Annotated in this window: 18 protein-coding genes and 1 pseudogene; 15 read left to right on the plus strand and 4 right to left on the minus strand. The window is 70.5% G+C overall.

All coding sequences use genetic code 11. From position 1 onward, the window contains the following. Positions 1-129: 129 nt before the first annotated feature. Together ACZYRU_RS06470 and ACZYRU_RS06475 are read left to right on the plus strand one after the other, a co-directional pair. Positions 130-1,761 carry an amidase gene (locus ACZYRU_RS06470; protein WP_488956270.1) on the plus strand — a complete coding sequence of 544 codons (1,632 nt, stop codon included), beginning with the start codon at positions 130-132 and terminating at the stop codon, positions 1,759-1,761. Beyond that, entirely contained in the window at positions 1,758-2,489 is a 732-nt protein-coding gene (locus tag ACZYRU_RS06475; RefSeq protein ID WP_488956271.1) for a gamma-glutamyl-gamma-aminobutyrate hydrolase family protein, read from the plus strand. Before ACZYRU_RS06470 ends, ACZYRU_RS06475 begins: the two co-directional genes overlap by 4 nt. A gap of 94 nt (positions 2,490-2,583) precedes the next feature. On the opposite strand, the gene ACZYRU_RS06480 is transcribed toward ACZYRU_RS06475, so the two are convergent. Beyond that, on the minus strand, positions 2,584-3,093 hold the full coding sequence (locus ACZYRU_RS06480; RefSeq protein WP_488956272.1) for a MarR family winged helix-turn-helix transcriptional regulator: 510 nt from the start codon (positions 3,091-3,093) through the stop codon (positions 2,584-2,586). A 183-nt stretch (positions 3,094-3,276) separates the two neighbouring features. Here ACZYRU_RS06480 and ACZYRU_RS06485 point away from each other — a divergent pair, with 183 nt between their 5' ends. Genes ACZYRU_RS06485 through ACZYRU_RS06500 form a run of 4 tightly spaced genes read left to right on the plus strand, consistent with a single transcriptional unit; the run spans position 3,277 to position 8,152 of the window. Continuing rightward, positions 3,277-4,734, plus strand: a complete 1,458-nt coding sequence (locus tag ACZYRU_RS06485) for an APC family permease (protein WP_488956273.1) — start codon at positions 3,277-3,279, stop codon at positions 4,732-4,734. Between the two features lie 37 nt (positions 4,735-4,771). Next, the gene (locus ACZYRU_RS06490; protein ID WP_488956274.1) at positions 4,772-6,124 is read left to right on the plus strand and encodes a glutamine synthetase family protein; all 1,353 of its coding nucleotides are present in this window, start codon (positions 4,772-4,774) and stop codon (positions 6,122-6,124) included. Positions 6,125-6,152: 28 nt separating this feature from the next. Further along, positions 6,153-7,121, plus strand: a complete 969-nt coding sequence (locus tag ACZYRU_RS06495; protein WP_488956275.1) for a PDR/VanB family oxidoreductase — start codon at positions 6,153-6,155, stop codon at positions 7,119-7,121. An 11-nt stretch (positions 7,122-7,132) separates the two neighbouring features. Further along, on the plus strand, positions 7,133-8,152 hold the full coding sequence (locus tag ACZYRU_RS06500; protein WP_488956276.1) for a Rieske 2Fe-2S domain-containing protein: 1,020 nt from the start codon (positions 7,133-7,135) through the stop codon (positions 8,150-8,152). A gap of 308 nt (positions 8,153-8,460) precedes the next feature. Here ACZYRU_RS06500 and ACZYRU_RS06505 read toward each other — a convergent pair whose 3' ends face one another. Continuing rightward, a complete protein-coding gene (locus tag ACZYRU_RS06505) occupies positions 8,461-9,729 on the minus strand; it encodes a cytochrome P450 (protein ID WP_488956277.1) in 1,269 nt (422 codons plus the stop codon). 146 nt (positions 9,730-9,875) lie between these two features. Here ACZYRU_RS06505 and ACZYRU_RS06510 point away from each other — a divergent pair, with 146 nt between their 5' ends. The 9 genes from ACZYRU_RS06510 to ACZYRU_RS06550 all read left to right on the plus strand — a co-directional run bounded on the left by ACZYRU_RS06510 (position 9,876) and on the right by ACZYRU_RS06550 (position 18,284). Then, a complete protein-coding gene (locus tag ACZYRU_RS06510) occupies positions 9,876-10,697 on the plus strand; it encodes an acetoacetate decarboxylase family protein (protein WP_488956278.1) in 822 nt (273 codons plus the stop codon). Further along, complete coding sequence (locus tag ACZYRU_RS06515; RefSeq protein WP_488956279.1) at positions 10,694-12,211, plus strand: aldehyde dehydrogenase; 1,518 nt, start codon at positions 10,694-10,696, stop codon at positions 12,209-12,211. Before ACZYRU_RS06510 ends, ACZYRU_RS06515 begins: the two co-directional genes overlap by 4 nt. Further along, a complete protein-coding gene (locus ACZYRU_RS06520; RefSeq protein WP_488956280.1) occupies positions 12,204-13,163 on the plus strand; it encodes a DODA-type extradiol aromatic ring-opening family dioxygenase in 960 nt (319 codons plus the stop codon). Before ACZYRU_RS06515 ends, ACZYRU_RS06520 begins: the two co-directional genes overlap by 8 nt. A gap of 23 nt (positions 13,164-13,186) precedes the next feature. Further along, complete coding sequence (locus tag ACZYRU_RS06525) at positions 13,187-14,047, plus strand: fumarylacetoacetate hydrolase family protein (protein WP_139623931.1); 861 nt, start codon at positions 13,187-13,189, stop codon at positions 14,045-14,047. Between the two features lie 33 nt (positions 14,048-14,080). Then, positions 14,081-15,013: a TIGR03619 family F420-dependent LLM class oxidoreductase gene (locus tag ACZYRU_RS06530; protein WP_488956281.1), complete on the plus strand. Its 933-nt coding sequence runs from the start codon at positions 14,081-14,083 to the stop codon at positions 15,011-15,013. Beyond that, entirely contained in the window at positions 15,013-15,726 is a 714-nt protein-coding gene (locus ACZYRU_RS06535; RefSeq protein ID WP_488956282.1) for a type 1 glutamine amidotransferase, read from the plus strand. Before ACZYRU_RS06530 ends, ACZYRU_RS06535 begins: the two co-directional genes overlap by 1 nt. Next, positions 15,723-16,532 carry an SDR family NAD(P)-dependent oxidoreductase gene (locus tag ACZYRU_RS06540; protein ID WP_488956283.1) on the plus strand — a complete coding sequence of 270 codons (810 nt, stop codon included), beginning with the start codon at positions 15,723-15,725 and terminating at the stop codon, positions 16,530-16,532. The genes ACZYRU_RS06535 and ACZYRU_RS06540 overlap by 4 nt, the downstream gene beginning before the upstream one ends. Beyond that, complete coding sequence (locus ACZYRU_RS06545) at positions 16,532-17,875, plus strand: aldehyde dehydrogenase family protein (RefSeq protein ID WP_488956284.1); 1,344 nt, start codon at positions 16,532-16,534, stop codon at positions 17,873-17,875. The genes ACZYRU_RS06540 and ACZYRU_RS06545 overlap by 1 nt, the downstream gene beginning before the upstream one ends. A 145-nt stretch (positions 17,876-18,020) precedes the next feature. Further along, complete coding sequence (locus ACZYRU_RS06550) at positions 18,021-18,284, plus strand: hypothetical protein (protein WP_488956285.1); 264 nt, start codon at positions 18,021-18,023, stop codon at positions 18,282-18,284. Between the two features lie 18 nt (positions 18,285-18,302). Here the strand turns inward: ACZYRU_RS06550 and ACZYRU_RS06555 are convergent. Then, positions 18,303-18,413: pseudogene (locus ACZYRU_RS06555) on the minus strand (L-serine ammonia-lyase, iron-sulfur-dependent, subunit alpha); the annotation flags it as partial. A 53-nt stretch (positions 18,414-18,466) separates the two neighbouring features. Continuing rightward, positions 18,467-19,123 (minus strand): TetR/AcrR family transcriptional regulator, encoded by a 657-nt coding sequence (locus tag ACZYRU_RS06560; RefSeq protein ID WP_488956286.1) that lies wholly within the window; start codon positions 19,121-19,123, stop codon positions 18,467-18,469. Positions 19,124-19,179 lie beyond the last annotated feature (56 nt).

The following is a 19,179-nucleotide window of genomic DNA, read 5'->3' on the forward strand; positions in this document are numbered from 1 at the left end:
GGCCCCGGACGAGTGGTCCGAAGGGCGGGAAGGGGCTTGCGAAGGTGACTGCCATCATCTTACGTTCGGACCCGAACAAGATCGTTCGTATCAAAACGATCTCTGGTGAAGGGTCGAAAGGAAGAGCCCGTGAGCGCCATCTCCCGCCGTTCCGTCGTTGCCGGTGCCACCGTTGCAGGAGTGGCGCTGGGCGCGCTCACCTCCGCTGCCGAGGCCGCTCCGGACGTGTCCTGGCCCGTCGTGAAGCGACCTACGGACCTGCGCCGCATCGTGTGGTGGTCGGCGGCGGAGCTCGCCGTCGCGATCCGGCAGCGCAAGGTGAGCTGTGTCGAGGTGATGACGGCGTACCTCGACCAGATCGACGAGCTCAACCCGCAGGTCAACGCGATCGTCGCCCGGCGGCCGCGGGCCGAGCTGCTGGCCGAGGCGGCGCAGAAGGACCAGCTGCTCGCCGCCGGCACCTACCAGGGCTGGATGCACGGCTTCCCGCAGGCGGTCAAGGACCAGTGGAACGTCAAGGGCATCCCGACCAGCGTCGGGTTCTTCGGGCAGCCCGGCGTGCCGGTCGCCCCCGCCACCTCCGACGCCCTGCTCGTCGAGCGGATCCGCGCCGCCGGCGCGATCTTCATCGGCAAGACGAACCTGCCCGAGCTGGGCCTGGGCTCGCACACCTACAACAAGGTCTACGGCACCACCGGCAACGCCTACGACCCGACGAAGTCGGCCGGCGGCAGCAGCGGTGGCGCCGCCGTCGCGCTCGCACTGCGGATGCTGCCCGTCGCCGATGGCAGCGACTTCTTCGGCTCGCTGCGCAACCCGCCGGGGTGGAACAACGTGCTCGGCCTGCGGCCCTCGTTCGGCCGGGTCCCCGAGCTGGGCGGCGAGCAGTTCGTCCAGCACGGCGGCGTCACCGGGCCGATCGCCCGCAACGCCCTCGACCTGTCGCTCCTGCTGTCCACCATGGCCGGGTACGACGTCCGCGTGCCGCTGACGATCGACGAGGATCCCGAGGTGTTCACCAAGGTCCGGCGGACCTCGCTGCGCGGCAAGAAGATCGCGTGGCTGGCCGACCTCGGCGGCTACCTGCCGACCCAGCCCGAGGTCCTCGAGGTCACCGGCGCCGCGATCGACAAGATGCGTGCCCTCGGTGCGACGGTCGACAAGATCGACAACCTCAACCAGGTCGGTGGCACGTTCACCAACGCCGACCTGTGGCCGACCTGGCTGGTGTTCCGGCACTGGATCAGCGGCAACCTCAACTTCCCCGTCTACAACAACCCGGCCTGGAAGCCCTACCTCAAGCCGGAGACGCTGTACGAGGTCGAGGGGATGCTCCACGGCATCGACGGCTCGGGCCCGATCACGGCGCAGCAGGCGTGGAACATGTCGGTCAAGCGCACCGCGCTGTACCAGTCCTTCCGGCTGCTGTTCGAGAAGTACGACTTCGTCCTGCTGCCCACCGCGCAGGTGATGCCCTTCGACAACGTCGACAGCGCCGGCAACGAGGTGCACTGGCCTGCCGAGATCAACGGGGTCCCGATGTCCAGCTACCACCGCTGGATGGAGGTCACCGCGATCGGCACGCTCCTCGGCGCCCCGACGCTGGCCATGCCGGCGGGCTTCGGCTCCTCGGGGCTCCCGGTCGGCCTGCAGGTCATCGGCCGCAACCACGACGACGCGGGCGTCATCGAGCTCGCCGCTGCCTGGGAGCGCGAGACGCGCTTCGTCGAGGACCACCTGCCCTCCCTGGTCGCGCCATGAGCCGCCGGCCCCTGATCGCCATCCCGGCGCGGTTCTCGGAGTCCGCGTCGGCGCTGCGCTACCGCGCCGACGTCACCGCCCGAGCTCTCGCCGAGGCCGTGTACGCCGCCGGCGGCGAGCCGCTCGTCGTGCACCCGGTCGCGCCGGGCGCCGACGTCGACGACGCCGAGGTCGCTGCCCGGCTCTGGTACGCCGACGGCGTGCTGCTGCCCGGCGGCGGCGACCTGGCCGCCCGGTGGGCAGGCCAGGAGGCGCACGCGACGGAGTACGACGTCGACGAGGAGCAGGACGCGTTCGACCTCGCGGTCGCCCGTCACGCCCTCGGCGCCGGTCTCCCGCTGCTCGCCATCTGCCGCGGCAACCAGGTCGTCAACGTGGCGCTGGGTGGCGACCTGATCCAGGACCTGGGAGAGCGGACGCACCGCCACGTGGTCCACGAGATCGCTGTGGCGGCCGACTCGGTGCTCGCCGGCATCGTCGGTACGACGCCGAGCATCTCCTGCTTCCACCACCAGGGCATCGGGCGTCCCGGGGAGGGCCTGCGGGCCGTCGCCGAGTCCGCCGACGGTGTCATCGAGGCCGTGGAGCTCGCCGGCGCCCAGGGCTGGTACCTCGGCGTGCAGTGGCATCCCGAGGACACCGCCGCGACCGACCCGGCCCAGGCCGGGCTGTTCCGCGCGCTGGTCGACGCCGCCCGGGACCGGGCGCGCCTCGAGCTCGTCGAGTAGCCCACCCAAGCTCGTCGAGTAGCCCGCGAGGAACGAGCGGGCGTATCGAGACGTCCTGGCAACGTCTCGATACGTCACTCGCTGGCGCTCGCTCCTACTCGACGAACTCAGATCCCTCGACGGCGTTGACGACGTCGCGCAGGGTCTTGGTGAAGGTGGTGACCTTGCGCTCGGAGAGCTGGCTGATGATCTCCGACTCGACCGCGTTGAACTCGGGGTAGAGCTGCTCCATCAGGCTGATCCCCTCGGGGGTCAGCCGCAGGCGGACCAGGCGCCGGTCGTTGTCGTCGCCCTCGCGCGCGATCAGGCCGCGCGCCTCGAGCGTCTTCACGACGCCGGTCAGGGTCGCCTTGGAGATGTCGGCCGACTCGGCGACGTGGCGGGTCTCCATGCCGTCCCAGATCCACACGACCCAGAGCACGACGAACCCGGTCCAGGTCATGTCGTGCTGGCGCAGCACCCGGTTCGTCAGCTCGCTGCGCACCGCGTTGGCGGCACGGAACAGGTTCGACAGGGCGTTCGCGGCGGCGAAGTCCAGGGGGAGGGCTCCCACGTGGTCCTTCATCGCGCGCTCGGTCTCCTCGAGCGTGTGGCGGTCCGGCATGCGGGTCAGCGTAGCCATGACCTCGGTCGACCGAGGTCGTTTGGAAGCAAACATTCTTCGGAAAACCTCCTCCGGGGGTCTGGTGCCGTGGGTCACATTGCGGCTATCGTACGGATCCGAACGATCCGGCGAAAGAGGCCGGTGACCGCCGGCCCCGGCCGCGCGAACAGCGAAGGAGTCCCGATGTCGGACACCGTCAACACCACTCTCCGCAAGAATGCGCTCGGCGTCGGGGCGATCGTGTTCCTGGTCCTGGCGGCGGTCGCACCGCTGACCGGAATGGTGGTCGTCGCCTCGCTGGCGATCGCCCTCGGCAACGGAGGCGGAACGCCGTTCGCGTTCTTCGCCGTCGCCGTCGTCCTCCTGCTCTTCGCGATCGGCTACGGCAAGATGTCGAGCGAGCTGGTCAACGCGGGCGGCTTCTACGCCTTCGTCGTCAAGGGCCTGGGTCGTCCGGCCGGCCTCGCCGCCGGCTTCATCGCGATGCTCGGCTACAACTTCTTCGTCGTCGGCACGATCGGCACCAGCGGCTTCTTCATGAAGATCGTGATCGCCGACAAGACCGGCCTCGACATGCCCTGGTTGTTCTGGGGCCTGGCCTCGATCGCGGTCTGCTACCTGATGGCGCTGCGTGGCGTCGACTTCAGCTCGAAGATCCTCGGCATCTCGCTGGTCCTGGAGACCTCGATCCTGGTCGTCTTCGACGTCGCGGTGCTGTTCAAGGACGGCTACTCGTTCTCGGCGTTCTCCGGCGACTCGATCACCTCCGGCTCGCTCTCGATCGGCCTGCTGCTCGCCGCCACCGGCTTCCTCGGCTTCGAGGCCACCTCGCTGTTCAGCGAGGAGGCGAAGAACCCGCTCAAGACGGTCCCGCGGGCGACGTACGTCGCCATCACCCTGATCGGCGTCATCCTCGGCGTCACCACCTGGGCCGTCGTCAGCGCCACCGGCGTCGCGCAGGCCCAGGACACCGCGATCGCGCACCTGCCGACCGGTGACCTCGTCTTCAGCCTCGCCGACACCTACATCGGCGGCTTCCTGACCGACGTCATGAACTGGCTTCTGCTGGTCAGCCTGTTCGCCGCGATGCTCGCCTTCCACAACTCCTCGAGCCGCTACATCTTCTCCCTCGGCCGGGCCCGGATCCTGCCGCAGGTGCTCTCGAAGACCGGCCCGAGCGGTGCGCCGTACATCGCCAGCACGGTCCAGGCCGCCTTCGCGGTCACCGTCGCGGTGATCTTCGCGATCGCCGGCGCCGACCCGATCCTGACCGTGGTCCCGAGCATGCTCGGCTTCGGCACCTTGGCCATCCTGGTGCTGCAGGCGCTCGCCGCCCTGTCGATCGTGGTCCACTTCCGCCGCAAGAACGACCCGCGGATCGGCTCCACGCTCATCGCGCCGGCGCTCGGCTTCATCGGCCTGTGCTTCGCCGTCGTGCTCGCCTTCAAGCACTTCGAGATCGTCGCCGGCTCCGACTCCAAGGCGGTCAACTCGCTGCCGTGGCTGCTGGTCGCGGCCCTCGTCGGCGGCATCGCCTACGCCCTCTACCTGCGCAACGCCCGGACGTCGGTCTACGACGCCCTGTCGAGCGACCTCGAGCGCTTCGACGACCACCTCGCCACCAAGCCGGCCGCCGGCTGATGATGGAGCACAGAGAAAAGACGAACGGAGACTGATCGTGGAGCACATCGACGAGAACGCCCTGCGCGTGGCTGCCCAGCAGTTCGCCGAGGACGGGATCGACGTCGTCCGCATCGGCTACAGCGACCTGATCGGCACCGAGCGTGGCCGGGACATCCTGGCCAGCCGGTTCGACCGGACCGTGGGCGACGGCGTCGCCTTCTGCCGCTCGGTCTACGCCACCTCGCCGATGGGTGATGTCATCGACATCGCCGGCGGCCTGTCGGCGGGCCTGCCCGACATCGTGGTCGTGCCGGACCTCGCCACGGCGCGCCCGGTGCCGTGGGAGCCGGGTGTCGCGCACGTCATCGGCGACATCTACAACCCGGACGGCTCGCCGTCCGAGGAGAGCCCGCGCCAGGTGCTCAAGCGGGTCGTCGACCGGTTCGCCGAGCTCGGCATGCAGCCGGTGGTCGGCCCCGAGCTCGAGTTCTACGTCCTCGAGGAGGACGCGACCAAGCCCAACGGCTGGCGCCGGTACGGCGACGCCGCCGGCAACGTCTACGTGGCCGGCCTCAAGGGCGACCCCGAGAACACCCTGCTCGCCTCGCTGCGCGACCTCGCGGCGTACGGCCTCGACGTGGTCGCCGCCAACCACGAGTTCTCGGGTGGCCAGTTCGAGATCAACCTGTGGCACTCCGACGCGCTCGACGCCGCCGACCGGGCGTTCCGGTTCAAGTCGGCCGTCCAGGAGATCTCGCGCCGCCGCGGCAAGATGGCCACCTTCATGGCCAAGCCGTTCAACGACGAGGGTGGCTCCGGCTTCCACATCCACTTCAGCACGGTCGACGGCGAGGGCAAGCCGCTCTTCGACGACCCCAACGGCGAGGACGGGCTGTCCGAGATCGGTCGCGCGGCGATCGCCGGCGTGCTCGCCCACGCCCCGGCACTGGCCGCCCTGCACAACCCGACGGTCAACTCCTACAAGCGGTTCGGGCCCGACACGCTCGCACCGTGGCTGATCGACTGGGGCCTCGACAACCGCAGCGCGATGGTCCGGATCCCGCCCGAGCGCGGCCGCGCCTCGCGGATGGAGCTGCGCCTCGGCGACGCCTCCGCGAACCCGTACCTCGCCATCGCGAGCCTGCTCGCGGCGGCGTACCTCGGCATCCGCGACGGGATGACGCCGCCGGCCAAGCTGGAGGGCTACGGCTACGACCCGACCAAGGCCGACCGGCTGCCGTCCGGCCTCGCCACCGCGATCGACGCGCTCGAGGAGGACAAGGACCTGGCCGACATCCTCGGCCCGACGTTCGTGGAGACGTTCGTGGCCTACAAGCGCAACGAGCTCGAGCGGTTCAACAGCTGGGTGACCGACTGGGAGTTCCGGGAGTACGCCTACCACCTGTGAGGTGGACGGCGAGAGGGGAGACAAGCTCGTGACGACGCAACCGATCGTGCGGGAGTTCGAGGCGGACCTGAAGGTGGTCGCCGCCGTCGAGGCCGCCACCGACGTGGTGACGCTGACGCTGGCCGCCGAGGACGGCACGGCACTGCCGCCGTGGACGCCCGGCGCCCACATCGACCTGGTGCTGGGGGAGGACCTGGTGCGCCAGTACTCGCTGTGCGGCAGTCCCGCCGACACCGGTCAGTACCGAGTCGGCGTGCTCCGTGCCCCCGACAGCCGGGGCGGCTCGAAGGCCGTGCACGCCGAGCTGCGCGAGGGCGCCACCGTCCGGGTGCGCGGCCCGCGCAACCACTTCCCGATGGTCGCCTCGCCGCGCTACCTGTTCATCGCCGGCGGCATCGGCATCACGCCGATGCTGCCGATGATCGCCGAGGCCGAGGCCTCGGGGGCCGACTGGCGGCTGGTCTACGGCGGCCGCTCACGCTCGTCGATGGCGTTCGTCGACGAGCTGGCGGCGTACGGCGACAAGGTGACCCTGCTCCCCCAGGACGAGGCCGGCTTCCCCGACCTCGACGCGCTGCTCGGGTCCTCGCAGGAGGGCACGCTGGTCTACACCTGCGGCCCGACCGGGCTGCTCGACGCGGTCGAGGAGCGGTGCACCGCCTCCTGGCCGGCCGGCAGCCTCCACCTGGAGCGGTTCTCGGCCAAGGCACCCGCCTCCGACGAGCAGGACTCGGCCTTCGAGCTGGTCCTCCAGCGCTCCGGCCTCACCCTCGAGGTGCCCGCGGACAAGTCGATCTTCGAGGTCTGTCGGGAGGCCGGTGTCAGCGTCGTCGGGTCCTGTCTCGAGGGCGTGTGCGGCACCTGCGAGACCGAGGTGGTCGAGGGCGACGTCGAGCACCGCGACTCCATCCTGAACGAGGAGGAGAAGGAGTCCAACGAGTTCATGATGATCTGCGTCTCCCGCTGCCGCGGCGAGACCCTGACCCTGGACCTCTGAGAGAGCCTGAGATGAGAGACCGCAGCACCGGCTACCCGCGCAACGCCTGGTACGCCCTCGCCGCGTCCGCCGAGGTCGGCTCGACCCCGCTCGGCGCGCGCGCCCTCGGTACGCCCGTCGTCCTGTACCGAGCCGACGACGGCTCCGTGGTCGCCCTCGGCGACCGCGACGCCCACCGCCCGTACCCGCTCAGCCTCGGCCACGTCGACGGCGACACGATCGTGTCCGGGTACTCCGGCTTCGCCTACGACCGCACCGGCGCCTGCGTCCGCGTGCCCTCCCAGGCCCAGGTGCCCTACGGCGCCCGGGTGCCGTCGTACCCGGTGGTGGAGGAGGGCGACCTGGTCTGGGTCTGGCTCGGCGAGCCGTCCCTGGCGGCGCTGCGTCCTCCCGTCTCCACGCCCTGGCTGACCGATGCCGGGTGGGACACCTTCGGCGGCGCGTGGGAGACCGCCGCCGGCGTCGGCCTGCTCCACGACAACTTCGCCGACATCACCCACGTCGCCGTCGTCGACCCGGTCATCTCGCCCCCGGTGCTGACCGGTGTCGCCCCCGCCCTCGAGGTGGAGCTCACCGAGACCACGGTCCACTTCCACCGGGACTGGCCCGCCGCGCCCCTGCCCGAGTGGCAGGCCAAGATCTCCGGCGCGTCCGCCACGGCGTCGTACCCGCAGCGTGAGGAGGGCGCCTTCCTCGCCCCCGGCCTGTGGGCCGACCGCTGGGACGTGCTGGTGCCGGTCGAGGAGGGTGGCACCCAGACCTTCCGGTTCACCCACGCCGTCACCCCCGTCGACGAGCGCCACACCCGCCACCTGTGGCGGGTCAGCCGCAACTTCGCGCCCGGGGCCGAGGCCTCCGACATGCTGCGGCCGATCTTCGAGTCGTACTACCTCAAGGTCCGCGAGATCCTCGAGACCATGCAGCAGGTCATCGACCGCGACGGGTACGGCGAGGACGTCAACGTCGCCGCCGACCTGGCCGCGCTCCAGGTGCGCAAGATCCTGCGGCGGTTGGTGGCCGACGAGGGCTGAGGTCGGCGCCGCGCCTCTTGTAACTAAGTGTTACGTCACGATTTGTGGTGCAACAGCACCGAGGTAGTGGTCAGAGCGCCCGGGTAGATGGATCGCGATGGGTACGACGCCGTCGCGGGCATCTACCCGGGCGTTCTGGCTACTGCCCGGGTGTTGTTGCTACTACCCGGGTGCTGTTGCACCGAAAATCGTGACGTAACACTTAGTTACAAGCCGGGGGCGGTCCCGATGGTCCCGTACGACGCAGCGAGGCCCCGCCGCCCGATCAGGGTGGCGGGGCCTCGTGGTGTCTCCCGAAGGGGAAGTCCTCAGTCCTTGGTGGTGACCTTGACCGGGAGCGTCTTGATGCCGTTGACGAAGTTGCTGCGGACCCGGCGGACGTCGCCGTTCAGCTCGATCGAGGCGAGCCGGGGGATCAGCTCCTCGAACATCAGCCGGATCTCCATGCGGGCCAGGTTGTTGCCCATGCACAGGTGCGGGCTGCCCTTGCCGAAGGTGACGTGGTCGATGTTCTTGCGGGTGACGTCGAAGTCGTAGGGGTTCTCGAAGACGTCCTCGTCGCGGTTGCCGGAGGCGAACCACATGACGACCTTGTCGCCCTCCTTGATCGGCTGGCCGCCGATCTCGACGTCGCGGGTGGCGGTACGACGGAAGTGGTAGACGGGGGAGGCCCAGCGCAGGAACTCCTCGACGGCGTCGGGGATGAGCGACGGGTCGGCCTGGAGCTTGGCGAGCTGCTCGGGGTGCTCGATGAGGGCGAGCATCGAGTGGGTGATCGTGTGGCGGGTGGTCTCGTTGCCGGCGACGACGAGGAGCAGGAAGTACGAGTCGTACTCGGAGGCCGTCATGGCCTCGCCGTCCTCGGGGATCTTGTTGACCAGCTGGCTGACCAGGTCGGTGCCCTCGCCGCCCTTGCGGTCGGCGGCGAGCTCGCGACCGTAGTCGAAGACCTCCTGCGAGACGGGGGAGCGGAACGGCAGGTGCTTGTACTGCTCGCTCTCCGCGTCGGAGATCAGGATCTTGGCGTGCTCGGGGTCCGAGAAGCCGATGATCTCGTTGCCCCAGTCGATGAGCTGGCCGGTCTTCTCCTGGGGTACGTCGAGCAGCCGGGCCAGCACCTGGATCGGGAAGTCGGCGCTGACGTCCGCGACGAAGTCGAACTCGCCCTTGGCGAGCGCGGCGTCGACCGTGGTGCGCGTGATGTCGCGCAGCAGCTCCTCGTAGTTCCTCATCAGGTTGGGGCGGCTGAACTCGCGCGAGATGAGCTTGCGCAGGGCGCGGTGGCGCAGGCCGTCCATCTCGAGGATGGAGCGGCGGGCCTCCTGCAGCTCCGGCTCGACCTCCTCGAGGTTGACGAAGTTGGTGGAGGTGAAGGTCTCGGGGTCCTTGTCGACCTCGCAGATGTCGGCGTGCTTGGTGACCGCCCAGAAACCGTGGCCGCCGTCGGTCTCACGCTGCCAGAAGACCGGCGCCTCCGTGCGGAGGGTGTCGAGCATGCCCCAGGCCTCAGGCCCGGCGAAGCGGTCGAGGTCGACCAGGTCGACCTGGTCCAGCGGGACGTACGGCGGCTTGTCCACGGCGAATCTCCATCCGTTCAGGTAGATCGTTTGGATCCGAACAATATCCCCCGAAAATCTCTGGCGCAAGGGTGGTCTTTCGCCTCCGGGATGGCTATCGTACGGATCCGAACGACCCGCACATCCTCGACCGGAGCTGAGGCCCGATGAACGACATGAAGGGGTTCTTCTTCCCCCGCACCGCGACCGGCCAGTCATCGCTGATCCCGTCGCCGCCGTGGTACTACTCCGGCGACCTGCTGACGGTGGAGTACCGCACGGACCCGGCTCGCGTCGCCGAGCTGCTGCCCGCCCCGCTCGAGCTCGCGCCGGAGGACCCGGGCGCCGTCGCGCTGATCTGGGCCGACTGGCAGTCCTGCTCCGGCACCCGCGAGGAGCTGCTGGACCCGGTCCGCTCGCAGTACAAGGAGGCGTTCGTCGTCGTCCGCTGCGCCTACGAGGGCGTGACCTACTCCCGCTGCGTCTACATCTGGGTCGACAAGGACTTCGCGATCGGCCGCGGCATGCACCAGGGCTACCCCAAGAAGCTCGGCTCGATGTGGCAGACCCGGCCGCACCCCTTCGCCCACGCGGCCCCGCAGGTCGCCCCGGGCGGCGTCTTCGGCGCCACCCTCGCCGCGGGTGACCGACGCCTCGCGCAGACCGTGCTGACCCTCACCGACGAGTCGCCCACCAACGGCTTCGTCAACGGCCACCCGATGGCCCACCACCGCGTCTACCCGGGCATCGCCAAGGGCAGCCCGGACGCGTACGCCGAGCTCATCGCCTCGGGCTCCAGCTCCTTCGAGGCCGGCCCGGCGTACTCCGGCGACGTCGAGCTCGAGCTGTTCGAGTCCCCGACCGAGGAGCTGCACCGCCTCGAGGTGCAGGAGATCATCGGCGGCTACTACCGCCAGGTCGGCGTCGTCTGGGACGGCGGCAGGACGCTGGCCACGGCCGGCGACAACGGTTGGGAGTCGGCGCGATGACCGGGGCAGCCGAGTTCCTGGTCGACGTCGACGGCGTCCAGGTCGACACCCGCCACTGGATCGGCGGCGAGCGCGTCGCCTCCGCGTCCACCTTCACCGACATCTCGCCGATCGACGAGCAGCCGATCGCCGAGGTCGCCGCCGGTACGTCGACCGAGGTCGACGCAGCCGTCGCCGCCGCACGCGCGGCGTTCCCGGCGTGGGCGGCCCTGTCCGTCGCCGAGCGCAGCGCGATCCTGCGTCGCGTCGCCGAGGGGATCGAGGCGCGGGTCGAGGACCTGTCCCGGGTCGAGACCCGCGACAACGGCTCCCTGATCCGCAGCCACCGGCGCGGCGTGATGCCGCGGGTCGCGATGAACTTCCGGGCCTTCGCGGACTACGCCGAGCACCAGCTCGGTCACCCCGACATGGAGGTCCCGGGCCGCGGCCACCGCGAGCGGGTCACCTACGACCCCGCCGGTGTCGTCGCGATCATCACGCCGTGGAACGCGCCGCTGATGCTCGCCAGCTGGCGGATCGGCCCGGCCATGGCCGCCGGCAACACGATCGTCGTGAAGCCGCCGGAGTGGGCGCCGCTCACCGCGAGCCTGCTGGCCGACATCATGCACGAGGCCGGCGTGCCCGCCGGTGTGTTCAACGTCGTCCAGGGCACCGGCGCCGAGGCGGGCGCTCCGCTGACCGCGCACCCGGGCATCAACCGGCTCGCGTTCACCGGCTCGGTCCCGACCGCCGGCGTGATCGCCAAGGCCGCGGCCACCAACATCGTGCCGCTGTCCTACGAGCTCGGCGGCAAGTCGCCGCTCCTCGTCTTCGAGGACGCCGACCTCGACCTCGCGGTCGAGATCGCCGTCGAGCAGTTCGACAACGCCGGCCAGGTCTGCCTCAAGGCGGCCCGGATGTACGTGCACTCGTCGCTGGCCGAGGAGTTCACCCGCCGGGTCGTCGAGGGCGCCGCCAAGCTCAACCAGGGCGACCCCCGCGACGAGGGCACCGACGTCTCCGCGCTGATCTCGCGGCGTCACTTCGAGCAGATCTCCGGCTTCGTCGAGCGGGCGCTCGCCGACGGCGCCGAGCCGCTGCTCGGCGGAGGCCCCAACGAGGAGCTGGGCGGTCTCTACTTCCGCCCGACGATCCTCGCCGGTGCCAAGAAGGACTCCGAGATCATGACCGAGGAGGTCTTCGGGCCGGTCGTCACGATCAGCACCTTCGAGACCGAGGAGGAGGCCGTCACGATGGCCAACGACACCCCCTTCGGGCTCGCCGCCACGATCGTGACCGGCAACCGGGACCGGGCGGAGCGGGTCTCCGCGGCTCTCGACGCCGGCACGGTCTGGGTCAACTGCTTCTTCGTGCGCGACCTCAACGCTCCCTTCGGCGGCAACGGCAAGTCCGGCATCGGCCGCGAGGGCGGCATCTGGTCGTTCGATTTCTACACCGACATCAAGAACAGCGTCTTCTCGCCGACCGGCTGGGCGGACGCGGGCACCGGAGAGGGAGGTGGGACCGATGGGTGAGGTCGTCGGCGCGGGACTGATCGCGCACGTCCCCACGATCGTGCTGCCGGAGGCGATCCGGCGCGAGCTCAACAACGGCGAGGACACCACGCTGGTCTCCGGCCTGCAGCAGCTGCGCCGCGAGGTCTTCGACACCCTCGACTACGACACCGTCGTGCTCCTCGACTCCCACTGGGCGACCACGGTCGAGTGGGTCGTCACCGGACAGGCCCGACGATCCGGGTTGTTCACCTCCGAGGAGCTGCCGCGCGGCATGAGCCAGCGGCCCTACGACTTCGCCGGCGACCCCGAGCTCGCCCGCCTGATCGCGAGCAAGGCGCCGGAGAACTCGACGTGGATCACCGCCATCGACGACGACTCCCTGCCGATCTTCTACGCCACGACCAACGTGTGGGAGTACCTCGGTCAGGGCCTGCCCGACAAGAAGTGGATCTCGATCGGCGTGTGCCAGACCGCCGACGGCGAGGACGCACTGCGCCTGGGCCGGGCCCTCGGTGCGGCGATCGCCGAGTCCGACCGCAAGGTCCTGCTCATCGCGTCCGGCGCCATGTCGCACACCTTCTGGGGCCTGCGCCAGCTGCGCGACCACGAGGCCTCGGGTGTCGAGCACATCTTCACCCCGGAGGCCGCGGCCGCCGACGCCGAGCGGATCGACTGGTTCAAGAACGGCGACCACGCCCGCGTGCTCGACACGATGGACGCGTTCTACAAGTTCAAGCCCGAGGCCCGCTTCCAGCACTACCTGATGATGATGGGCGCCCTCGGCGAGGGCGACTGCACCGCTCCCGGCCGCCAGTACGGCGAGTACGAGAACTCCATCGGCACCGGCCAGGTACACCTCTGGTTCGACCGTCCCGAGGGTGGCTTCCCCGCCGCCCGTACCACCCCGACCGACCCCAGCTACGTCCGCCAGATGAGCGGCTCCGGTGCCGACGTACCGGCCGCCGGCTGAGCCGACCGAGAGGAACCACTGAGATGACCACCGAGTACCGCCGGATCCTGCTCGACGGCAACGCCGTCGACGTACGCCGTGAGGGCGAGACCCTCGTCGCCGGTGACGGCCGCACCGTCGCCATCGCCGACGCCACCCACCTGCCGCCGGTGACGCCGAGCAAGATCGTCTGCGTCCACCTCAACTACTCCTCGCGCGTCGAGGAGATGATGACCAAGCTGCCGCCCGCCCCGACGTACTTCCACAAGCCGGTCTCCGCGCTCAACGCGCACGAGTCCGCGGTGGTCCGTCCGCAGGGCTGCAAGTGGCTCAACTACGAGGGCGAGATCGCCATCGTGATCGGCAGGACCGCGCGCAACATCTCGCCCGAGGAGGCCGGCGACTACATCCGCGGCTACTCCATCGGCAACGACTACGGCCTGCACGACTTCCGCGACACCGACTCCGGCTCGATGCTGCGCGTCAAGGGTGCCGACACGCTGTGCCCGGTCGGCCCGGGCATCGTCGAGGGCTGGGACTTCCACGACAAGCGGATCCGCACGATCGTCAACGGTGAGGTGCGCCAGGACGGCAACACCAACGAGATGAAGTGGGACATGCACTACCTCGTCGCCGACATCGCGCGCACGATCACGCTGCAGCCGGGCGACATCCTGATGTCCGGTACGCCGGCCATCTCGCGCACCGTCTACCCCGGTGATGTCGTCGAGGTCGAGGTCGAGGGCCTCGGCACGCTGCGCAACCACATCGTCGAGGGCCCGACCCCGATCCGCAGCGACGTCGGTGCGCAGCCGACCGAGAGCGAGGAGGTCCTCTCGACCGCCAAGGGTGGCGACTGGGAGTTCCGCGGCATCCGCAAGCCCGACCTGTCCAACACCCACTGATCCACCCGAGCCGAAGCACCGAAGGACGCTGCCGTGCCCGCACCCCGCATGCTGATGATCCTCAGCGAGAACTGGACCCTGACCGACGGTCGCAACCTCAACGACCTCGTCACCTGGTCCCGGATCGCCGAGGACACCGGCTTCGACTCGGTGATGATCTCCGAGCACGTCGTCCTCGGTCCCGACGCCAGCGACAAGGGCGTGATGGGCAACCCGCGTGACTACGCGGCGCCCGGCAACCAGGACCCGCTGATGCCGTGGCCGAACTCGCTCATGCTGTTCTCCGCGATCGCCAGCGTCACCGAGCGGATCCGCCTGGTGGGCGCCGCCGTCCTCGCGCCGCTGCGCCACCCGCTGCTGCTCGCCCGCGAGCTCGGCACACTCGACCTGATCTCGGAGGGCCGCCTCGTCGTCCAGCCCAATGTGAGCTGGAGCAAGGACGAGTACGCCGCGATGGGCGTGCCGTTCCGTGAGCGCGGCAAGATCCTCAGCGAGCAGCTCGAGGTGATGAAGCTGGTCTTCGAGCAGTCGCCGGCCACCCACCACGGCCACTACTTCGACTTCGAGGACATCTACCTCGAGCCGAAGGCGTTCCGGCCCGAGGGTCCGCGGATGTGGTTCGGCGGGCAGAAGGCGCACGGCGCGGTCGTCGAGCGGATCGTGAAGTACGGCCACGGCTTCCACCCGTTCGGTCGCCCGACCGCCGAGGACCTGCAGGTCATCCGCGACGCGATGGCCGAGGCCGGTCGCGACATGGCCGAGCTGGAGATGGTCGGCGGCGTGCGCTACTCCTTCCCGGACGACCACTCGCTCGCCGACCTCGGCGAGTCGATGGACTCGATCCCCGAGCAGCTCGAGCAGGGCTTCACGACCATCTGCATCAAGCCGTCGATGTACATCGACGACAAGCGGGAGATGGAGGCGTTCTGCAAGGACGTCATGAAGCGGGCGGAGGCGATGGGCTGATGACGGACACGGTCACCGCGGGCAAGCGGCTGCTGCTGATCGGGCACGACTACCTGTCGGCCGGGGGCATCGAGGAGCGCTTCGTCCAGCGTGGGTACGACGTCGAGCGGATCCAGGTCATCCCGCCGGAGCGTTTCGACGACCCGGGCGTCGACGTCGAGTTCCCCGACCCGCGCGCGTACGACGCCGTCCTGGTCCTCGGCGCACGCTGGAGCGCCTACAGCGACGCGGTCGCGTCGTGGGTGAAGCCCGAGACCGAGCTGCTGCACCAGGCTGACGAGTCCGGCGTACCCGTCTTCGGGATCTGCTTCGGTGGGCAGATGCTCGCCCAGGCACACGGCGGCGAGGTCGTCGCCTCGGCGGCGCCCGAGATCGGCCCGCACGTCGTGTCAGGCGTGCCCGCCGTCGCCGGGGTCTGGACGCAGTGGCACTACGACAAGTTCGTGCCGCCGGCGGGCGCGACCGTCGTCGGCGCCAACGCCGCGGCTCCCCAGGCGTTCGTGCTGCGCCGCAACCTCGCCGTGCAGTTCCACCCCGAGGTCGACGCCGAGAGCGTCCGCGGCTGGATCGAGGACGGCGGCGCCGAGCTTGCCCGGGAGCGTGGACTCGATCCCGACTTCCTGCTCGAGCACATCGGCTCCCTCGACGAGGACGTCCGGGCGCGGGCGGCGGCGCTGGTCGACTACTTCCTCGACGAGGTGGCAGCAGGGTGACGGGCAAGGTCGTCCTCGTCACCGGCGGCGGCACCGGCATCGGCGCCGCCGTCACCCGCCTGCTCGCCGCGGGCGGCGACCAGGTCGTCATCTGCGGGCGTCGCGAGGCGCCGCTGCGTGCGGTCGCCGACGAGACCGGCGCCCACGTCGTCGTGGCCGACGTCAGCGAGGCCGCAGGCGTCGCCCGCGTCGTCGACGACACGATCGCCACCTTCGGCCGGCTCGACGGGCTCGTGATCAACCACGGGATCATCCACGTCGGCCGGGTCGACGAGGTCACCCCCGAGCAGTGGGACGACACCATCCGGGTCAACCTGACCTCGCCCTTCCTCCTGGTCCGGGCGGCCCTCCCGCACCTGCTGGCCGCGCGCGGCTCGGTCGTCGCGGTGTCCTCGGTCGCCGCGCTGCGGGCCAGCGACGGGATGGCGGCGTACTCCGCCAGCAAGGCCGGCCTGCTGCTCCTCACCCAGTCCCTGGCCGTCGACCACGGCCGTGACGGGCTGCGCGCCAACGCGATCTGCCCCGGCTGGACCGCCACCGAGATGGGGGACATGGAGATGACCGAGCTCGGCAAGGAGCGCGGCATCTCCCGGGACGACGCCTACCGGCTCGCCACGGCCGTCGTGCCCCAGCGCCGCGCCGCCCACCCCGACGAGATCGCCGCCACGGTCGGCTGGCTGCTGTCCGACGCGGCGTCGTACGTCAACGGCGTCGTGCTGCCCGTCGACGGCGGCTCCTGCATCGTCGACCCCGGCACCCTCGCCCTCGACCCCCGCGTGTCCGTCGATCTCTCCCAGGAGTCCTGATGAGCAAGTACGCCGTCCGCAACCCCGCCACCGGCGAGGTGCTCGAGACCTTCCCGACCGCCACCGACGCCGAGGTCTCCGCCGCGGTCGCCGCGGCCGCCGGCGCCCACGAGACCTGGGGCCGCGGGACGTCGGTCACCGATCGGGCCGCCGCGATCGCCCGCGTCGCCGAGCTGCACCGCGAGCGGGCCGACGAGCTCGCCGAGGCGATCAACCTCGAGATGGGCAAGGCGCTGGGCGCCGCCAAGGGTGAGGTGCTGTTCTCGGCCGACATCTACCAGTACTACGCCGACCGCGCCGAGACCCTGCTCGCCGACCAGCCGATCGAGCTGCTCAGCGGTGACGGCCACGCCCTCATTCGGCGCCAGTCGGTCGGCGCGCTGCTCGGGATCATGCCGTGGAACTACCCGGTCTACCAGGTGGCCCGGTTCGCGGCGCCCAACCTGCTGCTCGGCAACACCATCGTCCTCAAGCACGCCGCCCAGTGCCCGCGCTCGGCCGCGCTCCAGGCGCAGATCTTCGTCGACGCCGGCCTGCCCGAGGGCGCCTACGTCAACGTCTACGCCACCAGCGACCAGATCGCCGAGGTCATCGCCGACCCGCGGATCCACGGCGTCTCGCTGACCGGCTCCGAGCGTGCCGGCTCGATCATCGGCGAGCTCGCCGGGCGCCACCTCAAGAAGTGCGTCCTCGAGCTCGGCGGCGCCGACCCGTTCGTGCTGCTCTCCACCGACGACCTCTCCGGCGCCGTCGACGACGCCCTCTCCGCCCGGACCGGCAACGTCGGCCAGGCCTGCAACGGCGCCAAGCGCTTCGTCGTCGTCGACGAGCTCTACGACGCCTTCGTCGGCCTGCTCAACGACAAGATCGCCACCGCGGGCAGCGGCGCCCCGCTGTCCTCGGTCGGTGCGGCCGAGGAGCTCGCCGGCCAGGTCGCCGCGGCGGTCTCGTCCGGCGCCACCCTGGTCTCCGCGGGCGAGCGCGACGGCGCCTTCCACCCGGTCGGCGTCCTCACCGATGTCGCGCCCGACAACCCGGCGTACCACCAGGAGTTCTTCGGTCCGGTCGCGATGGTCTTCCGCGCTGCCGACGAGGCGGACGCCGTACGCATCGCCAACGACACCCCCTACGGCCTCGGCTCGTACGTCTACACGACCGACCCGGCCCAGGCCGACCGTGTCGCCAGCGCGCTGGAGGTCGGCATGGTGTTCGTCAACGGGGTCGGCCTGGAGGCCGTCGAGCTGCCCTTCGGCGGCGTGCGGCTGTCCGGCTACGGTCGCGAGCTCGGCACCCTCGGCATCGACGAGTTCGTCAACAAGAAGATGATCCGGGTCGCCCGCTGACCTTCCCGTGGCCCTCGTCACACCCGCCTCGCGAGCGATATCGCATCGGAGAACACCGCCGGTGACTTGCCTGGCACCCCGCATCGGCCGTCGTTAGCGTGGTCGGGCGCCAGTGGGAGTGCGCCTGATCGACGAGGGGAGCGACATGCGGGGGGACGACGCGTACGACCGTGCCACGCTGGGACTGCAGCGTGCGCTGGAGAAGGCCAACGGGGCGGCCGCGGACCTGGGACGGCAGCTCGCCGCCGGCATCGAACCGGCGACCGAGACGATCCTGGAGTACCGCCGCCACAGTGCGGCTCTCCGGTACGCCGAGGCGGTGTGGAGCGCAGAGGCCGGTGCCCTGGTGGATGCAGGGACCGCGGTGCTGACCGGTGGCACCGACCCCCGCCGGCTGCGGGCCGGTTGACCGACATCGGCGGCCTCGGCACTCGATCACGTTGACGGCGAGGCCGCCGAGCGAGGTCTCCTTGTACGTGGTGGCCATGTCGGCGCCGGTCTCGCGCAGGGTGGCGATGACCTGGTCGAGCGAGACGAGTGCTCGCCGGCGCCTGCGAGCGCCATGGCCGACCGGAGCGTGGTGATGCGGCCCTACAAGCTGGTGGGCCGGCTGCTCGACGCGCCGGGCTTCGCCACGGGCGTCGTACCGCTCGACCTGGAGTCCGCGCCGACCAGGCGCAGCGCGAGGTCGGAGTAGTAGTCGCCGATCTGGTCGGGCGTCCACTCGCCGTCCTCGCGGTACCAGCGGGCGATGTCGATGCTCAGCGACGCCAGTGCGGTCGCGGCCAGGGCGGGGTCGGAGGTGTCGAACACGCCGGCCGCCACGCCCTCGCGGACCAGGTCGCGCAGCTCGCGGTCGATGCTCGTGCGCAGCTCGTCGACGACGGTGCGGTGCTCGTCGCTGAGCGCGGCGAGCTCGTAGTTGAGGATCCGCGCCACCGTGTGGTGGTGGGCGTGGTACGCCGCGAAGGCCCGCCCCACTCTCTCGACCTGGGCCACCGGGTCCGGCGTGGACGCGCGGGCCTCGCGGACCACGTCGAGCGCCTGCTGGTGGCCCTGGCAGGAGATGAGGAAGAGCAGCTCCTCCTTGGACTTGTGGTGCACGTAGACCGCGGCCGGACTCATCCCGGCCGCACCCGCGATGTCGCGCGTCGTCGTGCCGTGGAAGCCCTTCTCGGAGAACGCGGTGACGGCCGCCTCGAGCAGCCGGGCGCGGGTGGCCTCGGCGCGGGAGGGGGTGGTGGTCATCGTCACTCCGGGGGTCTGGCGGGGGTCTTGACGGGTCCCGGTCGGCCCGGGCAGAC

The organism is Nocardioides sp. F233 (assembly GCF_057813895.1).